This window comes from Acetobacter sp. DsW_54, from assembly GCF_002153575.1.
Lineage (GTDB): Bacteria > Pseudomonadota > Alphaproteobacteria > Acetobacterales > Acetobacteraceae > Acetobacter > Acetobacter fabarum.
Window position 1 is genome coordinate 67988 of the sequence record NZ_JOPD01000002.1, and the last position, 22247, is coordinate 90234.

Annotated in this window: 23 protein-coding genes and 1 tRNA gene; 9 read left to right on the forward strand and 15 right to left on the reverse strand. The window is 60.7% G+C overall.

Annotation, left to right across the window (positions count from 1 at the left end):
* Positions 1–30: 30 nt before the first annotated feature.
* Genes truA through def form a run of 3 tightly spaced genes read right to left on the reverse strand, consistent with a single transcriptional unit; the run spans position 31 to position 2405 of the window.
* On the reverse strand, positions 31–834 hold the full coding sequence (gene truA, locus HK20_RS00880; RefSeq protein ID WP_086645218.1) for a tRNA pseudouridine(38-40) synthase TruA: 804 nt from the start codon (positions 832–834) through the stop codon (positions 31–33).
* A complete protein-coding gene (fmt, locus tag HK20_RS00885) occupies positions 831–1826 on the reverse strand; it encodes a methionyl-tRNA formyltransferase (protein ID WP_086645375.1) in 996 nt (331 codons plus the stop codon). Before fmt ends, truA begins: the two co-directional genes overlap by 4 nt.
* A gap of 18 nt (positions 1827–1844) precedes the next feature.
* Positions 1845–2405, reverse strand: a complete 561-nt coding sequence (gene def, locus HK20_RS00890; protein ID WP_086645219.1) for a peptide deformylase — start codon at positions 2403–2405, stop codon at positions 1845–1847.
* A 249-nt stretch (positions 2406–2654) separates the two neighbouring features.
* Between def and HK20_RS00895 the strand changes: the two genes are divergently transcribed.
* Positions 2655–3155: an Hsp20 family protein gene (locus tag HK20_RS00895; RefSeq protein WP_086645220.1), complete on the forward strand. Its 501-nt coding sequence runs from the start codon at positions 2655–2657 to the stop codon at positions 3153–3155.
* Positions 3156–3174: 19 nt separating this feature from the next.
* A complete protein-coding gene (locus HK20_RS00900; RefSeq protein ID WP_086645376.1) occupies positions 3175–3441 on the forward strand; it encodes a hypothetical protein in 267 nt (88 codons plus the stop codon).
* A gap of 73 nt (positions 3442–3514) precedes the next feature.
* Here the strand turns inward: HK20_RS00900 and hpf are convergent, their stop codons facing one another.
* On the reverse strand, positions 3515–4126 hold the full coding sequence (gene hpf / locus HK20_RS00905) for a ribosome hibernation-promoting factor, HPF/YfiA family (RefSeq protein WP_086645221.1): 612 nt from the start codon (positions 4124–4126) through the stop codon (positions 3515–3517).
* 322 nt (positions 4127–4448) lie between these two features.
* On the opposite strand from hpf, the gene HK20_RS00910 reads away from it, so the two are divergent.
* Both HK20_RS00910 and HK20_RS00915 read left to right on the forward strand, forming a co-directional pair.
* Positions 4449–4742: a hypothetical protein gene (locus HK20_RS00910; RefSeq protein WP_086645222.1), complete on the forward strand. Its 294-nt coding sequence runs from the start codon at positions 4449–4451 to the stop codon at positions 4740–4742.
* Between the two features lie 22 nt (positions 4743–4764).
* Positions 4765–5610: an MOSC domain-containing protein gene (locus HK20_RS00915; protein WP_086645223.1), complete on the forward strand. Its 846-nt coding sequence runs from the start codon at positions 4765–4767 to the stop codon at positions 5608–5610.
* A 76-nt stretch (positions 5611–5686) separates the two neighbouring features.
* Here HK20_RS00915 and lptB read toward each other — a convergent pair whose 3' ends face one another.
* The 5 genes from lptB to HK20_RS00940 all read right to left on the reverse strand — a co-directional run bounded on the left by lptB (position 5687) and on the right by HK20_RS00940 (position 10055).
* Complete coding sequence (gene lptB, locus HK20_RS00920; RefSeq protein WP_095349085.1) at positions 5687–6508, reverse strand: LPS export ABC transporter ATP-binding protein; 822 nt, start codon at positions 6506–6508, stop codon at positions 5687–5689.
* Positions 6509–6510: 2 nt separating this feature from the next.
* Positions 6511–7515, reverse strand: coding sequence for an LptA/OstA family protein (locus HK20_RS00925; protein ID WP_233129034.1), 1005 nt, complete (start codon positions 7513–7515; stop codon positions 6511–6513).
* Positions 7516–7608: 93 nt separating this feature from the next.
* Positions 7609–8346: an LPS export ABC transporter periplasmic protein LptC gene (gene lptC, locus HK20_RS00930; RefSeq protein ID WP_086645225.1), complete on the reverse strand. Its 738-nt coding sequence runs from the start codon at positions 8344–8346 to the stop codon at positions 7609–7611.
* On the reverse strand, positions 8343–9347 hold the full coding sequence (locus HK20_RS00935) for an SIS domain-containing protein (protein ID WP_086645226.1): 1005 nt from the start codon (positions 9345–9347) through the stop codon (positions 8343–8345). Before HK20_RS00935 ends, lptC begins: the two co-directional genes overlap by 4 nt.
* 48 nt (positions 9348–9395) lie before the next feature.
* Complete coding sequence (locus HK20_RS00940; RefSeq protein WP_233129023.1) at positions 9396–10055, reverse strand: ribonuclease D; 660 nt, start codon at positions 10053–10055, stop codon at positions 9396–9398.
* A gap of 201 nt (positions 10056–10256) precedes the next feature.
* Here HK20_RS00940 and rlmB point away from each other — a divergent pair, with 201 nt between their 5' ends.
* A complete protein-coding gene (rlmB, locus tag HK20_RS00945) occupies positions 10257–11075 on the forward strand; it encodes a 23S rRNA (guanosine(2251)-2'-O)-methyltransferase RlmB (protein ID WP_086645228.1) in 819 nt (272 codons plus the stop codon).
* Here rlmB and HK20_RS00950 read toward each other — a convergent pair.
* Both HK20_RS00950 and HK20_RS00955 read right to left on the reverse strand, forming a co-directional pair.
* On the reverse strand, positions 11039–12385 hold the full coding sequence (locus HK20_RS00950; RefSeq protein ID WP_086645229.1) for a cytosine permease: 1347 nt from the start codon (positions 12383–12385) through the stop codon (positions 11039–11041). The genes rlmB and HK20_RS00950 overlap by 37 nt on opposite strands.
* 43 nt (positions 12386–12428) lie before the next feature.
* On the reverse strand, positions 12429–13247 hold the full coding sequence (locus tag HK20_RS00955; protein ID WP_086645230.1) for an SDR family oxidoreductase: 819 nt from the start codon (positions 13245–13247) through the stop codon (positions 12429–12431).
* Positions 13248–13357: 110 nt separating this feature from the next.
* Here HK20_RS00955 and gmk point away from each other — a divergent pair, with 110 nt between their 5' ends.
* Together gmk and HK20_RS00965 are read left to right on the forward strand one after the other, a co-directional pair.
* Positions 13358–14008 (forward strand): guanylate kinase, encoded by a 651-nt coding sequence (gene gmk, locus HK20_RS00960; RefSeq protein ID WP_086645378.1) that lies wholly within the window; start codon positions 13358–13360, stop codon positions 14006–14008.
* Positions 14009–14070: 62 nt separating this feature from the next.
* The gene (locus HK20_RS00965; RefSeq protein ID WP_086645231.1) at positions 14071–15567 is read left to right on the forward strand and encodes a replicative DNA helicase; all 1497 of its coding nucleotides are present in this window, start codon (positions 14071–14073) and stop codon (positions 15565–15567) included.
* Between the two features lie 89 nt (positions 15568–15656).
* Here HK20_RS00965 and HK20_RS00970 read toward each other — a convergent pair whose 3' ends face one another.
* The 4 genes from HK20_RS00970 to HK20_RS00980 form a co-directional block, all read right to left on the reverse strand.
* On the reverse strand, positions 15657–18080 hold the full coding sequence (locus HK20_RS00970) for a DUF3772 domain-containing protein (RefSeq protein WP_369823000.1): 2424 nt from the start codon (positions 18078–18080) through the stop codon (positions 15657–15659).
* Positions 18081–18430: 350 nt separating this feature from the next.
* On the reverse strand, positions 18431–18574 hold the full coding sequence (locus tag HK20_RS13040; protein WP_165925134.1) for a hypothetical protein: 144 nt from the start codon (positions 18572–18574) through the stop codon (positions 18431–18433).
* A gap of 88 nt (positions 18575–18662) precedes the next feature.
* Complete coding sequence (locus tag HK20_RS00975; RefSeq protein WP_179290102.1) at positions 18663–19451, reverse strand: ABC transporter ATP-binding protein; 789 nt, start codon at positions 19449–19451, stop codon at positions 18663–18665.
* 11 nt (positions 19452–19462) lie between these two features.
* Positions 19463–20248: an ABC transporter permease gene (locus HK20_RS00980; RefSeq protein WP_086645233.1), complete on the reverse strand. Its 786-nt coding sequence runs from the start codon at positions 20246–20248 to the stop codon at positions 19463–19465.
* Between the two features lie 222 nt (positions 20249–20470).
* On the opposite strand from HK20_RS00980, the gene radA reads away from it, so the two are divergent.
* Both radA and HK20_RS00990 read left to right on the forward strand, forming a co-directional pair.
* The gene (radA, locus tag HK20_RS00985) at positions 20471–21862 is read left to right on the forward strand and encodes a DNA repair protein RadA (protein WP_086645234.1); all 1392 of its coding nucleotides are present in this window, start codon (positions 20471–20473) and stop codon (positions 21860–21862) included.
* Between the two features lie 57 nt (positions 21863–21919).
* Positions 21920–21993, forward strand: a tRNA-Gly gene (locus HK20_RS00990).
* Positions 21994–22247: the final 254 nt, after the last annotated feature.

Genomic DNA, 22247 nt, shown 5'->3' on the forward strand with positions numbered 1-22247 from the left:
AGGCTGGATGTAAGCCGCCAGCAAGGTGGCTTATGTGCGGTTTTGCGGGTTCGGGCTGGCAAACGGGTCTGGCTCATAGCCAACACCATTTAAATATAAGCCATCTGGCGGGGCTGTGGGGCCAGCGGCACTCCGGTCGCGCGCAGCCAGAGCCTGAGCCACCCGTTCGGGCTCCCATGCGCCGGTTCCCACCTTTTTGAGTGTCCCCACCATGTTGCGGACCTGATGGTGCAAAAAGGACCGGGCCTTGGCAAACACCACCACTTCATCCCCCTCACGCGTAATGTCCAGCTGGTCCAGTGTGCGGACAGGGCTGTTGGCCTGACAGGCCACGGCGCGGAAGGATGTAAAATCGTGCAGGCCCAGCAGCATGTTGGCGGCCTGCTGCATACGGTGCACATCCAGCGGGGATTTAACGTGCCAGACATGGCCTTCGGCCAGTGCAGGGCGTGTGCGCCGGTTGAGAATACGGTAGCGGTAAGAGCGCCATGTGGCAGAAAACCGGGCGCTCCAGTCCAGGCTGACCGGGGCCGCATCCAGCACAACCACGGCATGGGGTTTAAGGTGGTAGCTCAACCCCTCCCGCACGGAATAGCTGGAAAAACTGGCATCTGTCGGGAAGTCCAGATGCGCGACCTGCGCAAGCGCATGCACGCCAGAATCCGTGCGCCCCGCTGTAATGCTGGGTACGGGCCTGCCACCGGCAAGACGAAAAGCGGCGTCTTCCAGCAAGGCCTGAACAGACAGGCCCGAAGCCTGCCTTTGCCAGCCGACAAGCCCACGCCCATCATATTCCAGTTGAACAGCCCAGCGCTGGATGTCGGGGGTGGTCATTGGGTGCTGTCAGGCGCAGGGGTGCCAAGGCGGGTGCCCGCAGGCAGGGGTTGCCCGCGCAGGAACGCGTCGGTTTCCATCATGCCGCGACCGGGGCGTTGCAGGCGGGTCAGGCGGATGCAGCCTGTGGCACAGGCCACGGTTAGCTGGTCGTCCACAACCGTACCGGGCTGCTGCGCAACCGGGTTGCCGGGCAGCGGTATGCCCCCCCCGATTTTGATAACCGTGCCATCTTCCAGCGTGGTGAAGGTGCCGGGCCAAGGTGTGAGGGCACGAATCTGGCGGTCGATGGTTGTGGCGTCCTGCGTCCAGTCAATACGGCCGTCTTCGCGCGTCAGGCGGGGGGCGTAGGTTACGCCTGTATCTGGCTGTACCTGCCGTGCCGGGCGGTTTGCGGCTATGCGGGCCTGTGTATCTGCCGTGTTGGCGCTGGTCGGGGGGAAGTCTTGCAATACCCGCAGCACCATTTCGCCCCCCAGAGCGCTCAGGGCGTCGTGCAGGGTGGAAGCGGTTGTTTTATCTATAATGGGTACGGCCTCACGCAGTAGCATGGGGCCTGTGTCCAGCCCGGCTTCCATCTGCATGATGGTCACACCACTTTGGGTATCTCCGGCCAGAATGGAACTCTGGATCGGGGATGCTCCCCGCCAGCGGGGCAGCAGGCTGGCATGGATGTTCAGGCAGCCCAGCCGGGGAGCGTCCAGCATGGTCTGGGGCAGGATCAGCCCATACGCTGCAACAATGGCGGCATCGGCCCCTAGTGCTGCAAACTCTTCCCATTCCTGCGGATTATTGCGCAGCGAGAGCGGGTGGCGCACAGGCAGACCAAGCTCCTGTGCGGCCTGCTGCACGGGGGATGCACGCAGTGCCTTGCCCCGCCCGGCCGGGCGGGGAGGCTGGGAATAGACGGCAGCAATGTCGTGCCCGGCGGCATGGAGTGCCTTTAGGGCGGGTACGGCAAAATCTGGCGTACCCATAAAAACAAGACGCATCGGGCGGGATTTTTCCACTTAGTTGCGCTTCAGGTCCTTGGCCAGACGGCGCAGGATCATGTTGCGGCGCAGGGCGGACAGGTGGTCCACAAACAGAACACCATCAAGGTGGTCAAGTTCGTGCTGGATGCAGGTGGCCAGCAGCCCGTCCACATCACGCTCCTGTTTGTCGCCATTAATGGTCTGCCAGCGCACACGCACTTTTTCGGGGCGGACCACTTCGGCGTACTGGCTGGGGAGGGAAAGGCAGCCTTCCTCCCGCGTGGCCATTTCTTCCGTTTCGGCCACAATTTCCGGGTTGATCAGGATCATGGGCTCGCGGTTTTCTTTTTCGCCCAGATCAATCAGAACAAACCGCTGGCTCAGGCCGACCTGCGGGGCGGCCAGCCCAATGCCGGGGGCTTGGTACATGGCGGCAAACATGCCGGGGAGAATCTTCTGGATTTCCGCCATGTCTTCGGGTTTGACCAGTCTGGCTTTCTGGCGCAGCACGGGGTGGGGCGGCGTCAGGATGGTCATGGGGGCCGCTTTATCCGAGGCAGCGGAAAATGCGGCGTCTGTCAGGGCTGCGTTTGTCATACAGCCCGATTTAGCGTTCCGTTGTGGTGGATGCCAGCACAAAACGGCAAGAAAAGCTTTTCTTGCACAAAAAACCTGTAACTTTGCCGCCACAATATGGCGTGCAGACCACAGTGTGTGCCTATCAGGCCATAATGAAGCGGGACACAGGGTTGCGTGTGCCCGCTTCTATCCCATATCGTGGAGAGATCGGATGCCGTGGCGGGTCCGGTTTTATACGTCTCGCTCAGAAAGGAGGAGGCTTGTACGATGTCAGGCAGGCTTTTTGGCTCGCCCATGTTTTTGGGTTTTGATCATCTGGAACAGATGCTGGAGCGCGCCAGCAAGGGTTCGGGTGACGGGTATCCACCTTACAACATAGAGCAGATAGCCCCCAACGGCCTGCGTATTACCCTTGCGGTTGCCGGTTTTCGGATGGAAGATCTCCAGATCACGCAAGAGGACAACCAGCTTGTTATCCGTGGGCGTCAGGCGGAAGAGGGGGAGGAGCGTGTTTACCTGCATCGTGGTATTGCCTCCCGCCAGTTCCAGAAGGCGTTTGTGCTGGCCGAGGGCATAGAAATCGGTGGTGCATGGCTGGATAACGGACTGCTGCACATTGACCTGTTCCGCCCTCAGCCCGAGGTCAGGGTCAAGCAGATCGAAATTATGCAGGGTGGGCAAAAAGGGCAGGTTGGTGCAAGCACCGGCGTTAAGCCCCGGTCCACGCCGCGTATGCTGCATCCGGTTATGGATGTGGATGGTAGTTGAAACCCGGAAGGAGGACGCAATGAAAAGCAGCATGCAGGGTGGTTACATGCCAGCTGGTCTGCCGCAGGCTGAACGTGTGGCGGATGTGCGGCAACTTTCGGATATGCAGTTCCGCTCCCTTGGGTTGAGCAAGGTCGCCTATACGCGCCCGGCTACTCTGGAGGACGGCGAGGAAGGCTGCGCCATTTACGCAGCCGACGGGTCGCTGCTGGCCGTGGTGGATGACATGGAAACAGCATGGGGCGCCATTGTGCAGAATGACATGGTGCCAGCTTCTCTCCAGTAACCCGTGTTGATGGGATTATAAAAAAGGACCGGTTTGCGCCGGTCCTTTTTTGTTAGGGGCATGGCCTGCCAGATCAGGCTGGGGGGGGATCCAGCGGGGCTGTGTCCAGCCAGCCGATGTTGCCATCGTCCCGGCGGTAAACAAGGCTGATATGGCGGCTGGCCGAATTGCGGAAAAGCAGGAAGTTCTGGCCCGACAGGTCCAGCCGCATCACGGCCTCACCGACCGAGAGCACAGGAATATCCGCAGGCTGTTCGGCAATAATGGTGGCAAAGGTTTCCTCCTCCGTTGTCAGGGGGGCAGAGGGGGCTGCGTCTGTCTCGTGTTCTTCTATGGGTTGCAGAACGTAGGAGCGTGCGCGTTCGGGCAGTTCCTGCCGGGTGGTGGAACGGGCGTGGGAGGTGACGCGCTTGTGGTAACGGCGCAGGCGCTTGGCAATGTGCTCGGCGGCATCATCAAAGGCGGCATTGGCATCTGCGGCTTCGCCTTCTCCACGCAGGACCAGACCCCGGCCGGCTTTTACGTTGATGTCGCATGTAAAAAAGGAGCGGGCCTTACCAAAGGTGACCTGCGCCTGTAGCCCTGTATCAAAATATCGCTCCGCAAGATTACCCAGATGGGTGTTAACCCGATGTTTCAAGGCGTCGGAAAGATCAATCTGTTTACCGGAAACCTGAATATGCATAGGACATCGTTCCTTGCGACTGGCAGGACGGTCCACCCTCCAAACAGCTCAGTACCCGTTCAGGCGGCACTGCGGAGCAATGGACTGGCCTGTGTTGCATTGCAGGCAGGGTCTGCAATGTTTCATCCTGTATTTGGGCATGGGTAAGGTGTTTATGTCCATGCCTTTGTTACAGATATAATGCAAAGCTTTGCCCGCTGGTTGCATGGCCGATGCGTTGGATAAAAATATAAAGGCGCATGGCAGGCTTGTCGCCAGCCCCACCCTGTGCCTACACAGGATGTGCAGGCCTTACACGTTGTTATCCGGATATTTGCCCACCATGCTTTTACGTTCCGCTCCACCTGAGCATATGCCCAAAATGCCGCGTGGCTGGGGGTGGCAGATCAAGCTGGGGTGCCTTGCGGCCCTTGTGGCGTTGTATGGCGGCTTTATGTGGCATGTGACACACCAGAAAATTCGCCCGGTCATGGAGCGGGTGGATATTCCGGTAACCGTTGTGGCCCCGCCCAAGCTAGCTGCGCCACCGGTACCTCCCATAACCATGCTTCCGCCGCCACCGCTGGCTGTGGCGGCTCCCCCGGTTTTGCCGGGAGCTGCGGCGCAGCAGCCCTGATTACCTGAACTGGAGATAGGGTGTGAGCGAACTATGCGTGGCCAGCGTGCATATCTACCCGGTCAAAGGGTTGCATGGGCTTTCTCCTCCCGCAGCCATGCTCAGCCCGTGGGGGCTGGAGGGTGACCGCCGGTGGATGGTGGTGGCCCCCGATGGCAGGTTTATAACCCAGCGCACCTGTCGCGCCATGGCGCTGGTAACGCCCATTCCCACAGCGGAGGGCCTGACGCTTACCCGTGCTGGCATGCCGCCCTGCCCGGTGCGTTTTCCCGGCTCCGAGGCCTCCATGGCGGTGGTAACGGTCTGGAAGGATCAGGTACAGGCGCGCGATGCGGGCGATACGGCCGCAACATGGCTGGAGCAGGCATTGGGGCAGCCGTGCCGGCTGGTGTGGATGCATCGGCCAGAGCTGGCGCGTATCCGCCAGCTTGGCGCGCAGCCACGCCCCGTTTCTTTTGCTGATGGCTACCCGCTCCTGCTGGCCAATACTGCCTCGCTGGATGACCTGAATACACGCCTGCCCGCAGGGCAGGGAGTGCCCATGACCCGCTTCAGGGCCAATATTGTGCTGAGTGGCGCACAACCTTGGGCGGAGGACGGGTGGCGGCGTTTATCCATTGGCGGGAGTGTTGTGGTGCGTGTGCTCGCCCCGTGCTCGCGCTGTGTGGTCACATCCATCGACCAGAATACGGCGCAGGTGCCTAACCCCAAAGAACCACTGGCCACACTGGCCAGCTTCCGGCGTGCGCAGGGTGGGGTTATGTTTGCGCAGAATGCAGTGGTGGAAAAAGGCGGGCTGATCAGCGTGGGGGATAAGGCTCAGGTGCTGGAGGAAGGCCCTTCCAACCTGCTGGATATGCAGGCCTGAGCAAAGCCGGGGAGGAGGGGGTAGGACCTTATACCCCCCGGTTCAGCCATGCCTGCTCTGGGTGCTGGACGCCGGGCTAGAGCGAGAAGCTATCGCCCAGATAAACGCGCCGGACGTCCTCATGCGCGACAATTTCTTCCGGCACGCCCTGCATCAGAACCTGACCGCTATGCATGATGTAGGCGCGGTCAATCACTTCGAGTGTTTCACGCACGTTGTGGTCGGTGATCAGCACCCCGATCCCCCGGTCCTTGAGGTGGGAAACCAGATCACGGATTTCGCCCACGGCAATGGGGTCAATCCCGGCCAGAGGTTCATCCAGCAGGATGTAGTGCGGCTGGCTGGCGAGTGCGCGTGCAATTTCCAGCCGTCTGCGCTCCCCACCGGACAGGGCGAGGGAAGGGGAGTGGCGCAGGCGGGTAATGCCAAATTCGTTGAGCAGCCCATCCAGCATGACCTGCCGCTGGTCGGGGTCGGGTTCAACCACCTCCAGTGCCGCCATAATGTTCTGCTCCACATTCAGGCCCCGAAAAATGCTGGCTTCCTGCGGCAGGTAACCAATGCCAAGGCGTGCACGCCGGTACATGGGGAGCTGGGTAATGTCGGCCCCATCCAGCGTAATGGTGCCGGTATCGGGCTGGACCAGCCCCACAATCATGTAAAAACTGGTGGTTTTACCCGCGCCGTTAGGGCCAAGCAGGCCAACGGCCTCCCCCCTGTGTACTTCGAGCGAGACGTTTTTGACCACCTGACGCTTTTTGTAGCTTTTACCAATGTTATGGGCGATCAGGCCGTGCCCGGGCTTGTGGGGGGCGCTCAGGTCAATGGGTTCTGGGCCAATGCTTACAACTTCTTCGCGCACCGTTTCCTCGGACGTCCAGCTTACTTCCCGGTTCATTGTTACTTCCTGTCCGATGAATCGCCATTATTGGGAACAATAAGCCCGCTTACCCGGTTGCCCGGCCGTTCTGTCATGGTGGCGATACCCGTGTGCATGTTAATAATGGCCGCAGCCCCCTGAATCTGGTTTGGCCCGCGTGTAATATGCACGTTGCCAACAATGCGGGCTATGCCCGAATCCGGCACATACACGCCGCGGTCACCGGTTACGATTTCGGTCTGGGTGCGGACCCACACATGGCCGAAGGCATTGACCTTTTCCAGCTTGTTGGAACTGGAGGCAAGGGGGTCCCCCGAACTGCCGGTTTTGTTCTGGCTTGGGGTTGCCGTTTTGGGGGTATCAACCGGGGTGCTGTACCCCACAAGTACATCGGCCCGAATCTGCCTGTGATCATCCGTGGTTACGGTGGCATCGCCCCGGCCAATGGAAATATGCTGCTGTGAGTAATATTCCATGGAATCCCGCGCGGTCAGCACATCCTGCGGGGTTGTCAGCCGGAGGTTTTTGCCGGTCATGACCAGCACGGCCTTGTCCATGTCATAGACCGCCTTATCCCCCCATGCCTGATCGGTATCGGTAAAGATATGGACGTGGCCTATGGCTTCCAGCCGGTAGATTTCGTTCGAGCCGGAGTCCTGGCCATCGGCGGTCTTGTCGTCACCCGTCGTGGCGGTGGGGGGCGTGGCTGTGGTGCCCGGTGGCGTTGCCGTTGTGGTGGACGGGGCCGGGTCGGGGGTGGGGTGGTCCGGCTGGACGGCAGGCGGGGGGGCTGCCTGTTCGGTCTGTGTGGTGGCTGTGGTGCCGACTGGCAGCTTTTTGCGGTAATAGGCGATCAGCTTGTCCGCCGTGACTGTGGCGTTGTTCCGCACGGCTTTGGCCTGATCATAGGCAATGACTTTTTTAAGGTTCTGGTCCCAGTCAAACCCGCCCAGAGCTGTTACCGCAATCTGCCCGCCATGAGACAGGTCAATCGCCTGCGCCTGTGCCGCACCATGCCAGAGCATGCCGCCTGCGGGCAGGCTGGCCAGCAGGCACCAGCAGCGCGCAAAGGAGCGTATGGCGGAGGAAGGGGAGGGCGAGGCTTGTGTTGTCATGCTTCAGGATGCCTTTTTGCCAGTCTTGGCATCGTTCTGGCGGTCATCATTAAGAATCAGGAGGCCGGGGCCACGGAACTGGGCCAGACCATCATGCTGGCTGAGCAGGAAGCCACGCGCATCCAGCGAGCCAAACGGGCCTTCTGCCCGGACCCATGAATCAGAGGTGATAATGCCTGCCTTGATGTCAATATCGGCAAGGGGGGTGTGCATCATCAGGCCATCATCGCGGTACAGGGTGACTTCTCCGGTCAGGTCAAGAATCTGTGCGTGTTGCATGTAAACGCCTTTTTCCGATCGGACCATAAGCCAGTCCCCCCCCTGTGTCAGAATGTCGGCCATGGGGTTGTTCAGGTCCAGCCTGTTGCCGGGGGCCTGGTGCACCGTATCCGCCGTGATCGTGAACGGGCGGTCGTGTTCATCCACGCCACGGTAGGTGGCCCCGACAAGGTTGCCGCTTTCTATCTTGACCTTGCTTAACTCGCGCATGGTGGTCTGGTTGGCGCTTATCAGGTGCTCCACTTCAGGCCAGACGGCAATGGCGGACAAAAGCAGCAGAGCCGTGGCAGGTAGCAGCCATTTGGCCCAGCGCAGCATGGTGCGCCTGCGCGCCAGTGTGGCGGCATCTGGCACCTTGCGCCGGATGGACGACGCCGCAAGGCGTTCGCGCTGCTGCTGTATATCCACGCCCGATCGGGCGTAGTCCTCACGCTCGGGGCGTTTGCCGGGGGTGTCTGTCATCCAACGCCTGCCCGGACCAGATCATGCAGGTGGACAACTCCAATGGGCTGGCCTGCGGGGTTAAGAACAAAAAGGGCAGTAACGGGCCGCTCACGCGCATTCATGACCTGCAACGCCTCGGAGGCAAGCACATCCGGGTTTATGGTGAGCGGGCGTGGGTTCATAATGTTTTGTGCCAGTGTGGTTGTAAGGTCATGGTCCAGCGCGCGACGCAGGTCACCATCCGTGATCAGCCCCGCCAGTTCCCCATTCTGCCCCACAATGCCAACGCAGCCTAGCGCCTTGTGTGTCATTTCCATAATGACATCCCGCATGGGCGTGTCAGGCGCGGTCAGGGGCATGGCGTTGCCTGTGTGCATGACCTCGCGCACCGTGCGCAGGCGTGCGCCCAGCCTGCCACCGGGGTGGAACGCTCCAAATTCTGTTGCGGTAAAGCCCCGCTGCCGCAGCAGGGCCACGGCCAGTGCATCACCAAAGGCAAGCTGCATGAGCGTGCTGGTGGTGGGGGCCAGCCCCATGGGGCAGGCTTCTGGCATGGCGGGCAGGGTCAGGGCCAGTGTGGCTGTTGTGGCCAGTGTGGAGGTAGCCTTGCTGGTTACGGCCAGCAGGGGTTGGCCGGTGCGCAGGGCATGGGCGGCAATGTCGGCCAGTTCTGTGGTTTCCCCCGAATTGGAAAACGCCAGAATGGCATCTGCGGGCAACACCATGCCCAGATCCCCGTGCGAGGCTTCGGCAGGGTGCACATAAAACGAGGGCGTGCCCGTGGAGGCCAGCGTTGCCTGTATTTTGCGCGCAACATGGCCGGACTTGCCAATGCCTGTAACCGCCACCCGGCCGGTAATGCCCAGTAGAACAGCCACAGCCTGAGCAAATGCCCCCCCCAGGCCGGAGGGGTCTTCCAGCGCAAGAGCCAGTGCATTCAGCCCGGCCTGCTCCATGCGCACGGTCGCTGCGGCGTCCATATCGGGGGTGGGGGGCGTGGTGTGGGCTGGGGGTGTCATGGGTGTCAGGTCGGTCCGGTGGCAAAGGGGTGCCAGATACGCCGTTGCTCAGGCGCGGTGGGAGAAAATATCCGGGTCTTCGTAACCCATCATGTCCAGCCGTGCGCGCGTGGGCAGAAAATCATAGCATGCCTGCGCCAGATCGCGCCTGTTTTCACGCTCCAGCAGGGCGTCCAGCTTGTGCCACAGCGCGTGCAGGTACAGCACGTCCGAGGCGGCATAGGCCAGTTGCTCGGGTTTGAGCTCTGGCGCGCCCCAGTCCGAGCTTTGCTGCTGTTTGCTCAAATCCACACCCAGCAGGTCCCGGCACAGGGCAGCCAGCCCGTGGCGGTCCGTAAAGGTGCGGACCAGCCGGGCCGCAATTTTGGTGCACACAACGGGGCTGACCGTAATACCCAGCGCATGTTGCAGAATGCGCACATCAAACCGTGCAAAATGCATGATTTTGGTCAGCGTGGGGTCTGCCAGAACGCGCTTGAGGTTGGGGCAGTCATACCCGGTTCCACCAAGGGAGGGCGGTATAAGCTGGACCAGATGGGCCGTGCCATCCCCGCTGGAAAGCTGGACAAGGCAGAGCCGGTCCCGGTACGGGTTCAGGCCCATTGTCTCCGTATCTACGGCAATGGAGCCGGTAAAGCGCAGGCCATCGGGCAGATCATTTTTATACAGGGTAATGGCGCCCGCACATGGGCCCTGAGCTGCGGACATGGGGCGCTCCCGTTCTGCTGTTGTGTCTAGGCTGCTTTGCATCAGACGGATTACAGCCGCAGGGGGGGAATGTCCATTCCCTGCTACGCCCGGGCACGCGACAGACAAAGATAACCCCCGCGCCGTTGTAGGGATAGGCGGATACCCCGCTCATGCGCTAGGGGAGAGGCAGAGTGACTCCAACCTGGAACCGTATTGTCCATGCAGAACCCCCGCAAAGCCGCACGCCCCGCACGCCGCTCCCGTTCATCCGCCCATGGTGGCGGTGGGCGTGATGGTACGGCCCCGGCGGGCAAATGCTGGCTGTTTGGCACACATGCCGTGGCGGCGGCTCTGGCCAACCCGCGCAGGGTGTACGAGCGCCTGCTGGTGACCGAGGCCGAACACCCGGTGCTCGAAGAAGCCGCACGCACAGGTGGGCGGGGCTTGCAGGTCAACCCCGAACTGGTGCAGCGCGCACGGCTGGACGACCTGCTGGGGCCGGAGGCGGTGCATCAGGGCGTGGCCATGCTGGCGCAGATTCTGCCCTCGCTCTCGCTGGAGGAGGCGCTGGAACGCCCCGGCCCCGTGCTGGTGCTTGATCAGGTTACAGACCCGCGCAATGTTGGCGCCATACTGCGCTCTGCCGCAGCCTTTGGGGCAGCCTGCATTGTGGTGCAGGACCGCAATGCCCCGGAGGAAACCGCCGTGCTGGCCAAGGCCGCATCCGGCGCGCTGGAAACCGTACCTTTTGTGCGTGAGGTCAATCTCTCCCGCGCAATAGAAATGCTGCAAAAGGCGGGCTGCTGGACAGTGGGGCTGGATGCTGGCGGCACAATTCTGAACGGTGCCGGGTTTGACGGGCGGCGCGTAGCCCTTGTGCTGGGGGCGGAAGGGCGTGGCCTGCGCCGCCTGACGCGTGAAAGCTGTGATGAAATTGCCGGGCTGTACATGCCCGGTGAGATGGAAAGCCTGAATGTGTCCGTTGCGGCCGCACTCGGGCTTTACGAACTGGTGCGCCGCAGCATGCCTGCCGCGTAACAGCCAGCAGCAACAAAAAACCCGACATAGTACCCAATATCGGCCCCACCCAGCCAGCGGGCAATGGGGCCGGTGTACAGGCTGCTGGTGGAAAACAGGCCAACGGTCAGGGCGGTGGTTATGGCAAATATGCTGGCCCCCCGCGTCCATCCGACTGGCGTGGGCCGTGGGGCGTGGTCTGTGCAGTACCAGTCCGCCAGAACAATGCCGATCCACGGGGCAATCCAGTACATGGTGACCATCAGGTAGTCAGTGTAGAGCGTGGTGTACCGCCCTGCACCGGCTACGGCCAGCACGTAGCCTAGTGTGGCTGTCAGTATGGCTGCGGCAACGCGGGGTACATGCACCCCGGCGGAAATAAGGCTGTAACTTGCCGTGTTGTCATTGAACGAATTGCCGGTAATGGAAGACAGCGCAATGGCAGCCAGCGCAAACGTGCCCAGTGGGCCCAGAGTATGCAGGAGCGATGCAATAACCGCTGTGGGTGAGGCATCCGCCACACTGCCGGCTGAGATCAGGCCCAGAATCTGGAATGGAATGGCCGAAGCCAGCAACCCGGCCAACGCAAGCAGCACCACTTTTCTGGGGTTGGCGCTGGCAGGCAGGTAGCGCGTATAGTCCGAAGAATAAGACGCCCATGACAGGTTAAAGCTGACCAGAACCCCCACAGCCAGCAAAAACGTGCTCACGCTGACGGGGTGATGGCCGCCAAGTGGTGCCTGCCCGCGCAGGGCAAACACAATGCCAATAAACGCAAAGGCCACCAGCAGGAACGCGCCAAGATATTTCTGCAATGTCTGCACCACGTGATGGCCGTAAATGGAGGCCAGCATCTGCACCCCGGCCAGCACGCCAAGGGCTGCCCAAAACGGGGCGTGTATGCCGCCTGCCAGAAGCAGTGCAATCAGGGCGGTTGCTGCGGGTACGTTGTTCACCGCGTCCCACCCCACGCAGTAAATCCAGTTCAGGAACGCAGGCAGGCGCAGGCCCATCTGCCCCAGCGCACGGCGTGAGGCCTCCATCTGTGTCAGCCCGGTTACAGGGCCAATGGCAGCAGCCAGTGCTACGGGCAGTGCGCCAATCAGGTTGCCCAGTATTACGGCGGCAACCCCTGTTTTAAAATCCAGCCCCATGCTTGCCAGCAGCGCCCCTGTAACCCAGCCGCCCAACCCCAGATTAGGGGCAAAATGGCTCCAGAACACGCGGTCCATTCGCATGGTTTTCAGGTGTTCGGGCACAGGTTCGCGCACGGCGGCGGCGGACATGTCCTCCATTACGGCATGTGCGCGCAGGGGGGTATCCTGCTTCATGTCTGGGGTTTTTTCTGCATTGGGCTGGGGGCGGGGTTTGGGGTCAACTCAGGTCGGGTTCGGGCATGCTGCCGGGCGCTCCGGCAGGCTGGTTGTTATAGTAGGCTTCTGCCAGTGTTATGGGCAACAGGTCCATAAGGCGTGAGCCCGCCGCCAGCCAGAGTGGGAAGGTAATACGCCGCTCATTGCGCGCAAGCCCGCGCAGAATGCGGCGGCATGCGCTGTTAACATCGGTCAGGCCGGGCATGGGGAACGTGTTGCGCGCCACCATGGGCGTGTCCAGAAAACCGCAGACAACCGAGCTGAGCAGAATACCCGCCTTTTTGGCGTTGCCCCCGGTTGCCACCATAAACCGGTCCACCGCCGCCTTGGCCGCACTGTAAGAGGGCGTGCCGGGGAAGGAGACAAGCCCGGCTACGGAGGAAATGGCGCAGATACGCCCGCGCAGGCCATCCGCGGCGCGGGGTTGGCCCTGCATCAGCTCCAGTGCGGGGAGCACGGTATTGAGCACGCCGGTCAGGTCGGTTGCAAAAATCCGGCGGATCTGGGCCTGTGGTTCGGTGGCAGAGCTATCCGGGCCAGTGGGCTTGCGCGTGCCGCCGGTAATGCCCGCACAGGCCAGAACCATGTCCACCCCGCCTGTGCCATGCACCCATTGCGCCATGGCTGCGGTATCTGTGACATCGCATATGTTCAGGTGGACGGCAGCGCCACGGCTTATGCAGTGCCGCGCAGTTTCTTCCAGCCGTGCCGTGTTGCGCCCACCCAGCCAGAGCGTGCGGCCGGGCCGGGCCAGAGTCTGGGCCAGTGCGCGCCCCAGACCAGAGGATGCACCGGTTATGAGAACAGTGTTGTGTTGCATGGCAAGGTCCGCCTTCCTTGTGGCATAGAGCGCGGTGGCGCAGCATGGCCGCTTCTGGCATGAAGGGGCAAGAGCGTAAGTTTGAACAGACAGGGTGTGAAAAGAGCAGTATGGCGCACAATGGAACGGCTCATCCGGGTCATGCAACGCGGCGGGGCGTATGCCTTGTTATTTCTGCCCCTTCGGGTGCTGGCAAATCAACAATCGCCAATGCGCTGCGTGCGTCGGATACAAAACTCAAACATTCTGTGTCCGTGACCACGCGCCAGCCCCGACCGGGGGAAAAAGAGGGCGTGCACTACTATTTTCGGACCATGGAGCAGTTTGAGGCCATGGCGCAGGCGGGTGAACTGCTGGAATGGGCCATTGTGTTCGGCCGGGGCTACGGCACCCCCCGTGCGCCAGTGGAGCAGGCCCTTGCCGCAGGCCATGACATGGTGTTCGACATAGACTGGCAGGGACACCGGCAGATACGCGAAGCCCTGCCGGGGGATGTGATCAGCCTGTTTGTGCTCCCCCCCTCCCTGGAGGAACTGGAACGCCGCCTGCATGGCCGTGGTTCCGACCACCCGGACGAAATTGCCCGGCGTATGGCTGCCGCGCGGGATGAAATTTCGCACTGGCAGGAGTTTGATAGTGTTATCATCAACACAGAACTGGACCGGGCCGTGGCTGAGGCACGCTCCGTGCTGGTGGCGGGCCGCCTGCTGACACGCAGGCAAACCGGACTTGCCGATTTTGTGGCAACCTTTGGTGCCTGAAAAACCAACTTGCCCCGCGCCATATGCCAGACCCGCACCCGTAACAGGCCATTAATGTGAGCATGACAACACAGACCGACAAACCAAAGGAAGATGGCCTGCTGGGGCTGACCCTGCGCCAGCCCCCGGCCAATATTGAGGCCGAGCAGGCGCTGCTGGGCGCGTTGCTGACCAATAACCGGGCGTATGACCGGGTGTCCGACTTTCTGGCCGGTGAGCATTTTGCCAACCGCGTGAACGGGCAGTTATATGCCGCCATTGCCCGCAGGATAGAAAACGGGCAACTGGCCGACCCCGTTACCATGCGCGCGGAGCTGGAAAACTCCGGCATGCTCGATAACGTGGGCGGCATGGCCTATCTGGCCAAACTGCTGACGTCCATGGTCGGGATTATTAACGCCGGGGATTACGGGCGCGCCATCCATGATGCGTGGATCCGCCGCCAGTTGATTGAGATTGGCGAAAATGTTGTTAACAGCGCCTTTGGGGCAACGGGGGACCTGTCCGGCCCTGACCAGATTGAGGCAGGGGAAGAAGCCCTGTTCAAACTGGCGACCGAAAAAGGCAAGGAGGGCGATTTTGTTGCCTTCAACAAGGCGCTCACAGGCGCAATCAATGTAGCAGCCCTTGCCTTCCAGAGCGAAGGGCACGTTACGGGCCTGACATCCGGCCTGCGGGATCTGGATAAAAAGACCGGTGGGCTGCATCCGTCCGATCTGCTTATCCTTGCAGGGCGTCCGGCTATGGGTAAAACGGCGCTGGCGACCAAGATTGCCTTTTCCGCCGCGCGCTCCCTGATGGACGACGCGGAGGAAAAAGGGGGCAAACCCAATGGGTCTGTTGCCATTTTCTCGCTCGAAATGTCGGCTGAGCAGCTTGCCACACGTATTTTGTCCGAACAGGCCGAGGTATCGGGCGAGCGTATCCGCCGGGGTGATATCGGGCAAAAGGAGTTTGACCGGTTTGTGCGGGTCAGCCACGAGTTGTCCCGCCTGCCACTGCTGATTGATGATACGCCTGCCATTTCGCTTTCCGCCATGCGTACGCGCTGCCGCCGCCTTAAGCGCACGCAGGGGCTGAGCCTGATTGTGGTGGATTACCTCCAGCTTATGCGCCCCTCCGTTGGCACCCGCCCCGAAAGCCGCGTGCTCGAAATTTCCATGATCACGCAGGGCCTCAAGGCCATTGCCAAGGAACTGGAAGTGCCGGTTATTGCGCTGTCCCAGCTCTCCCGTCAGGTGGAAAGCCGTGAGGACAAGCGGCCAATGCTGTCTGACTTGCGTGAATCCGGCTCCATTGAGCAGGACGCCGATGCGGTGATGTTCGTCTATCGTGACGAATATTACCTGCAACAGCGTATGCCCAAGGAAACTGCCTATGATTCCATGGACAAATACGCAGTGGCCATGGATGAGTGGCAGCGCAAGATGGGGCTGGTCCATAACAAGGCCGAACTGATTCTGGAAAAACAGCGTCATGGGCCAACAGGCACTATTAACCTGTTCTTCGAAGGCGAATACACACGCTTTGCCGATCTGGATAATATTCACGAGCAGTAATGCCCGCCACGTCTGGCTGGTGTGACCTGCGCGTAAAAAAGCCCGGCTCCCATAATGGGGCCGGGCTTTTTGCTGTTGTGGGCGGGCGCTTAGGGCGCGCGCACGGTCTGGCGGAATGTGACGGGGATCTCGTTTTCCTGAAACGCCTGCCAGATTGCAAACAGCGCGCTGCTGCGAGCTGTTTTTATTTCCACCCCGTCGCGTGCTTTGGCTGAGCCGGTCAGCACGGCCGAGCCATCGGCAACCGATGTCATGCTTACGGTCGGGGGGCTGTCCGGGTCGGTATCGGCACAAGCGCTCAGGGTGGCAATAACCACGCTGCTGGCCTTGTTCAGGTCCGAGGCAAAGGGCAGGTCCAGTTCCACGGTAAACACGCCGGGCTTTTGTGCCCGTGTGGCGTTTTTGACCGCCGATGTAATGAACTGCGAGTTCGGGACAATCATGGTGGATTTGTCGTCCAGCCTTATGTCCGTGGAGCGTACGCTAATGCGCTCCACCTTGCCGGTAACCCCTGCAATGGTCACCACATCCCCAACAGATACAGGGCGTTCGGCCATAAGAATAATGCCTGATACAAAGTTCTGCACAATGGATTGCAGGCCAAAACCAATCCCCACCGACAGGGCGCTGACAACCCATGTCATGCTTTTGACCGTAACCCCAAGGGCTGCAAACATGGCCAGCCCGATCAGAATCCACGCTGCATACCCCAGTATGCTCAGGATGGAGGCCTGTGCGCCTATGTCCAGATTGGTGGCGGGGAAAAATCTTTGCTGGAACCACGATTTAACAATTTTGATGGCCTGGTACCCCACCAGCGGCAAGGCAATGCACAGTAGAATGGCATCGAGCGAGACGGAGGATGTATTGCTGTCCTCCGTGCCGTGGAACAGGGAGTAAAGCTGCTGCCATATCTGGGGTGGGTCAAAATTGGCGCCCGATGTGGCCACGGCATAGGCTACAGCCAGCAGCAGCACGTTGATGAGGCCGGGGATAAGAATACTGGCCTGATTGATCAGGCGCGGTGGCAGCCCCAGTTCCACCAGATGGCGGCCCAGCGGCGCGCGGGAGGCAAATAGTGCGCCCCCAATGGCGGTTGTGAGCATGGACAGCAGCAAGAGCGTGGTCATGCTCAGTGCCATGACGCTCACCCACGAGATCAGGGTGTAGGCGAGAGGAATATAGCCCGAAAGTACTGCAATCCAGCAGATGATGGAAATACCCATGGCCATGCTGCGCAGGAACTGCGCGAGCGGCGGGGTCTGCTCCGTTACGCCCGGTTCGGCATCTTCCTCCTGATCCTGTGCGGCTGTCAGGCGCAGCTTGCGCGGAATGGCAAACAGGAGCGGGCTGACCGCAAGGGTATAAAGCCCATCCATAAGCTGCACACTCAGCAAGGAAAGCCCGCTCTGCGTATCCACATAACGCAGGATGCCCCGCACGATCATGGCAATGGCCAACCATGCGGGGAACAGGCGCAGGCTGCGGGCCAGATCGTCCGACATGTTGAAAACACGCCATTCTGCCTTGCTGCTTAAAAAGCAGAACCCAAGCTCAAGCACCAACCCGCACAAGGGGGCCTGTGTGGCAACCATGCTGGCAAGCTGGTCCAGATCATCCCCCACAGCGGGGTTGTCAAATGCCAGCGTGTTCCAGAAAACCTGAAAGGAGATAGCGCAGGCCAGCACGCTTATTGCCCCGCACAGAACCGTTGCGGCAATGGGGCGCACGCGGCCTGTGGGCAAAAAGCGGCTACACAGCAGGCGCACGGGTTTGCGTGCGTTTAACCACCCGACCAGCAGCAGAGTGGATGCACACAGGCCCGCCAATGTTATAAAAACCCGTTTGCCGGTCAGGGCTGTTGCCAGCATGGCAAGTGTTTCGGCCCCAAGTGCATTCAGCCTGCGGCCATCCTGTGGTGCGCTTTGTACAAACTGCGACCAGAAGTTGACCCCAAGGGGGGAGGGCATCTGCTGCCACAGCGTGGCCTGCTGGATAGCGCTGTCATGCTGGCGCAGTTCATTTACGAGCTGCTGCGCCTCGACCTGATAAAGCCTGAGCCGGGTCATGCGGGCGGAAATATCTTTTTGCCGCCGGTTCAGGCTTGCGCGCTGTTCGGTAATGGATGCGGCTTCGGGCGGGTCATCCTTGGCGGGGGGCTTGCCCAGAATATCCACAAAGTTCTGGTAGATGTCCTGATACGGTTTGATCCGCGCCATCAACCTGTCTGTGCGTGTGGAAACCGCCGTTGCACGCTGGAGCAGCGCGCTCAGGTCCAGCGCACTGTGCCCTGCCTGCTGTTCCGCTATGCCACTTGTGTAGATCGAACGGATTTCCGCCCCGATTTCATCAAGCGTTTTGTCAGAAACAATATCCTGCGCACTCATGATCAGGGGGGTAGGCGCACTGCCTGCCGTTACGGGCTGGTCGGTATTCTGCGCACCAGCCGGAGCGGACAGGCCGGGAAGGGAAAAGAGGAAGAGCGAAAGTAAAAAAACTACGCGGACAGGCATACGAAGCATCAGGCAACCTTGCGCCGTGGAGAAGAAACATTACGGCTTAAAACGATCAGGGCGGATAACAGGTTGCATGCCGCCATGGCGCAAAGCCGGGGAGCTTTATACCATGGCCGGATTAATGTGAGAAAAGTTTATCTTTTTTGAAAACGGTCTGGCGGCAAGGGCCATACTGTAGAGCATACGGGCATTACTGGCCTGCCATTGCGCGGCCTGCGCCCGATGGCAGGACGTATTATAACCCTGCTGCCAGCCGCCACGGGGTGCGTGGTGCTTATACCCGCCTGCGCCCGGATAAGCCCGCCCGGGGTTACCCCGTGTTGTGCCCCGTGGGGGCCTTGTGCGGGTTAGTTGTCGCTGCTGCTCAGGTGGTCGTGGTAGCCCAAGGGCTCCCACTGTGCGGGTTTGGTCAGTTGGTGCGGAGGGTGGTGGAACATTCCACAGGCGGAAAGTCCAAGCGCGCATGCCAGCAACAGAACCGCACGTTTCATTATGTGTCTTTCTCCACAAATGGATATGAGTGTCTCTATCTCATTCCCGCCTGCCATGGGCAAGGTAATTAGAAGGCCGTTAAAATCGTTATCGTCTTAATTCCATGGTAATCGGGCCTTGGCGGCGGCCGTGGGTAAACTGGTCCACGTAATCGTTGCCGCTATCCATGAGCGATGCCGCAGCCCCCTGCCAGACAAGTTTGCCCTTGTAGAGCATGGCGGCTTCATCCCCGATCCGCTGGGCGGAGGCCATGTCATGCGTAATGGCAATGGCGGTGGAGCCGAGCTTTTTAACGCAATCCACAATCAGCCCGTCAATGACCGCACCCATAATCGGGTCCAGCCCGGTTGTGGGTTCATCAAAAAACAGAATGTTGGGCTGGGCAGCAATGGCGCGCGCCAGCCCGACACGTTTTTGCATGCCGCCAGACAGCTCGGAAGGGAACAGGTCCCCCACGGAAGGGGCCAGCCCCACCTGCTCCAGAATGGCCCCGGCCTTGTCGCGTGCATTGGCACGGGTCAGCTTGTTGAGGGCGAGCAGGCCAAAAGTCACGTTTTCCCATACGGGCAGGCTGTCAAACAGCGCGCCGTTCTGGAACAGCATGCCAATTTCGCTACGGAGCTGGTCGCGCCGCTTGGCGGAGGCTGCAAGTACGTCCTCGCCATCAATTTCAATACTGCCCGAATCCGGGGTCATCAGGCCCAGAATGCAGCGGAGCAGAACGGACTTGCCAGAGCCTGACCCGCCAATAATGACAAACGACGTTCCCTGCGGCACATCGAGCGAAATGCCATCGAGCACCTTTTTATCCCCGAAGGATTTGTGCAGGTCCCGAATACGGATTTTGGGGGGAGCACTGGTCATGCTCTGGTCCATGGCTGCGGCACTCATTGTGAGAAGAACAGGTCTGTAATCAGGTAGTCAAAGGCCAGCAGCAGAATGGACGCCACCACAACGGCCGATGTGGTGGCAGAGCCTACGCCTTCGGCCCCGCCCTTGCTGTTATAGCCATAATAGCAGCCCATGAGCGTGATCAGGAACCCGAACAGTCCGGCCTTAACCAGCCCCACCGTTACGTCCATGACCTTAACCGAGTTGAGCGTTGCCGTAATATAAGCGGTGGGAGAAAACCCGAGCTTGACCACGGCAACCGTAAAGCCACCAGCCACCCCCAGTACGTCCGCTACCAGAACCAGCAGGGGCAGGGCGATCATGCCTGCCAGCAGGCGGGGGGCGACCAGATACTTCATGGGGTTGGTGGAGAGCGTACTCAGCGCATCAATCTGGTCGGTCACGCGCATGGTGCCAATCTGGGCGGCCATGGCGGCCCCCACACGGCCAGCCACCATAAGGCCAGCCAGCACGGGCCCAAGTTCGCGGGTTACGGCCAGCACCACAATCCCGGCTATGGCGCTCTGGGCGTGGTACTGTGCAAAACCCGTATAGGATTGCAGTGCAATAACCCCGCCCGAGAACAGGGCAGTCAGGGCCACAACCGGCAGGGAGAAAAAACCGGTTTCCAGAAACGTGCGTACAAACACACGCCCATAGAACGGCGGCCGCAGAATGTGGGACAACCCCGCCAGTGCAAAGAGCGCCAGAGCGCCCGCACTGCGGATAAGCGAGAGTGTGGCGCGGCCTGTGCGGGCCACAAGATCAAGCACCATATCCATGGGTTCGGGCTGTCTGTTCCTGTTGTGTGTGGTCTGGGTCTGCTGTGGTGTGAGCCGTAACCCGTTCGGGCCGGGTTCGTCAAAGCATGGTTTTGTTTTGTCGGCCCGGAGGGGAGGCCACGCACTAGTGTGGTGTGGGGCACTGCCTGTGCCGGGGCTTGAGTTTGTTCTTGTTTTATTCCATTTATAACGTTCCAGCAGGGCAGGAACAGGGGAGTCTTCGTGGCCAAAAAAACGTCCCGCCAGTATGTGTGCAAAGCGTGCGGCGCTGTTCATGCCAAGTGGGCAGGCCAGTGTGATGCCTGCCAGGAATGGAATACGCTGGAAGAAATGGCCGTGGAGCCTCTGGCGGCCTCCTCGGCATCCCCCCGCGCAGGCAAGGGGCGGCGTGTGCAACTGCATGGGCTGGGGGGCAAGGTTGAACTTCCCCCGCGCACGGGCACGGGTATTGCGGAGCTGGACCGGGTGCTGGGTGGGGGGCTGGTTCCGGCCTCTGTGGTGCTGGTCGGGGGGGACCCGGGTATTGGCAAATCCACCCTGCTGTTGCAGGCGGCCAGTCGTCTGGCGGGCAAGGGGGAGCGGGTTCTCTACATTTCGGGGGAAGAGGCGGTGGACCAGATCCGCCTGCGCGCCATCCGTCTGGGGGTTGTGGAATCCAGTCTGGACCTGGCGGCCTCCATTAACGTTGCGGATATTGTGGCAACGCTTGAGGCCGAGCCGGACGTTAAGGTGGTGGTGATCGATTCCATCCAGACCATGTGGCTGGAAACGGTGGATAGCGCGCCCGGAACAGTCTCGCAGGTGCGGGCCTGCGCGTTTGAGCTGATCAGGGCCGCCAAGCGCCGGGGCTTCAGTCTTATTCTGGTCGGGCATGTGACCAAGGAGGGCGCACTGGCTGGCCCGCGTGTGCTGGAGCACATGGTGGATGCGGTCATGTATTTTGAAGGCGACCGGGGGCACCAGTTCCGTATTCTGCGCGCTGCCAAAAACCGCTACGGCGCGACAGATGAAATTGGCGTATTCGCCATGACAGACCGTGGGCTGGAGGAAGTCAGCAACCCTTCTGCCCTGTTTTTGGCCGAGCGGCGGGGCAATATTGCCGGTTCCGCCGTGTTTGCCGGGCTGGAAGGGTCGCGCCCCGTACTGCTGGAGGTGCAGGCGCTGCTCTCCCCCAAAGGGGGGGATGGCGCGCCCCGCCGGGCCGTGGTGGGGTGGGATAGCGGGCGTCTGGCCATGCTGCTGGCGGTGCTGGAAACACGTTGCGGGCTCAAGCTATCGGGCATGGATGTTTACCTTAATGTGGCCGGTGGGCTTAGGGTGGTTGAGCCTGCGGCCGATCTGGCTGTGGCAGCGGCTCTGGTTTCTGCTGCCAGTGGTGTGCCCACAAGTCCCGGTGCCGTGTATTTTGGAGAGGTCGGGTTATCGGGGGAGGTCAGGCAGGTGTCGCAGGCGGATGCACGGCTTAAGGAGGCCGCCAAGCTGGGCTTTACACAGGCCGTTCTGCCACGCCGCATAGCCCGGGGGAGCGCGCGCTCCCGCCCGCCTGAAGGCATGAGCCTGCTTGAGTTGGGCCATATTTCCGATCTGGTTGGCCCGGATGTGGAGGCGGAATAATATCCGTATGGCATTGCAAGTCGTGTTGGAGCGCGCTATAAGCCGCCCACGCGCTATGCGGATGTAGTTCAATGGTAGAACGGCAGCTTCCCAAGCTGCATACGGGGGTTCGATTCCCCTCATCCGCTCCATGCGTGCTTTCCCCTAAATAATTCTGGTAAAAAATATTTTTCGGTCCACGCCAAACCTGCTTCTGGGCATGGTGGGGTGTAGGGGCTGTGTGCCTGCATTTTACCCGCAATAAGCGGGTGCGGCAGGCCATGCTTTATGTATCCATTAAAATATATTGGGCGGGCGCGGTTAACAGGGGCTGAATTGATTACTGTGTATATTATTTCGGTATCGGTATATTAAGGTTATTTTTCAGGATGAACCGTAAAAGAAA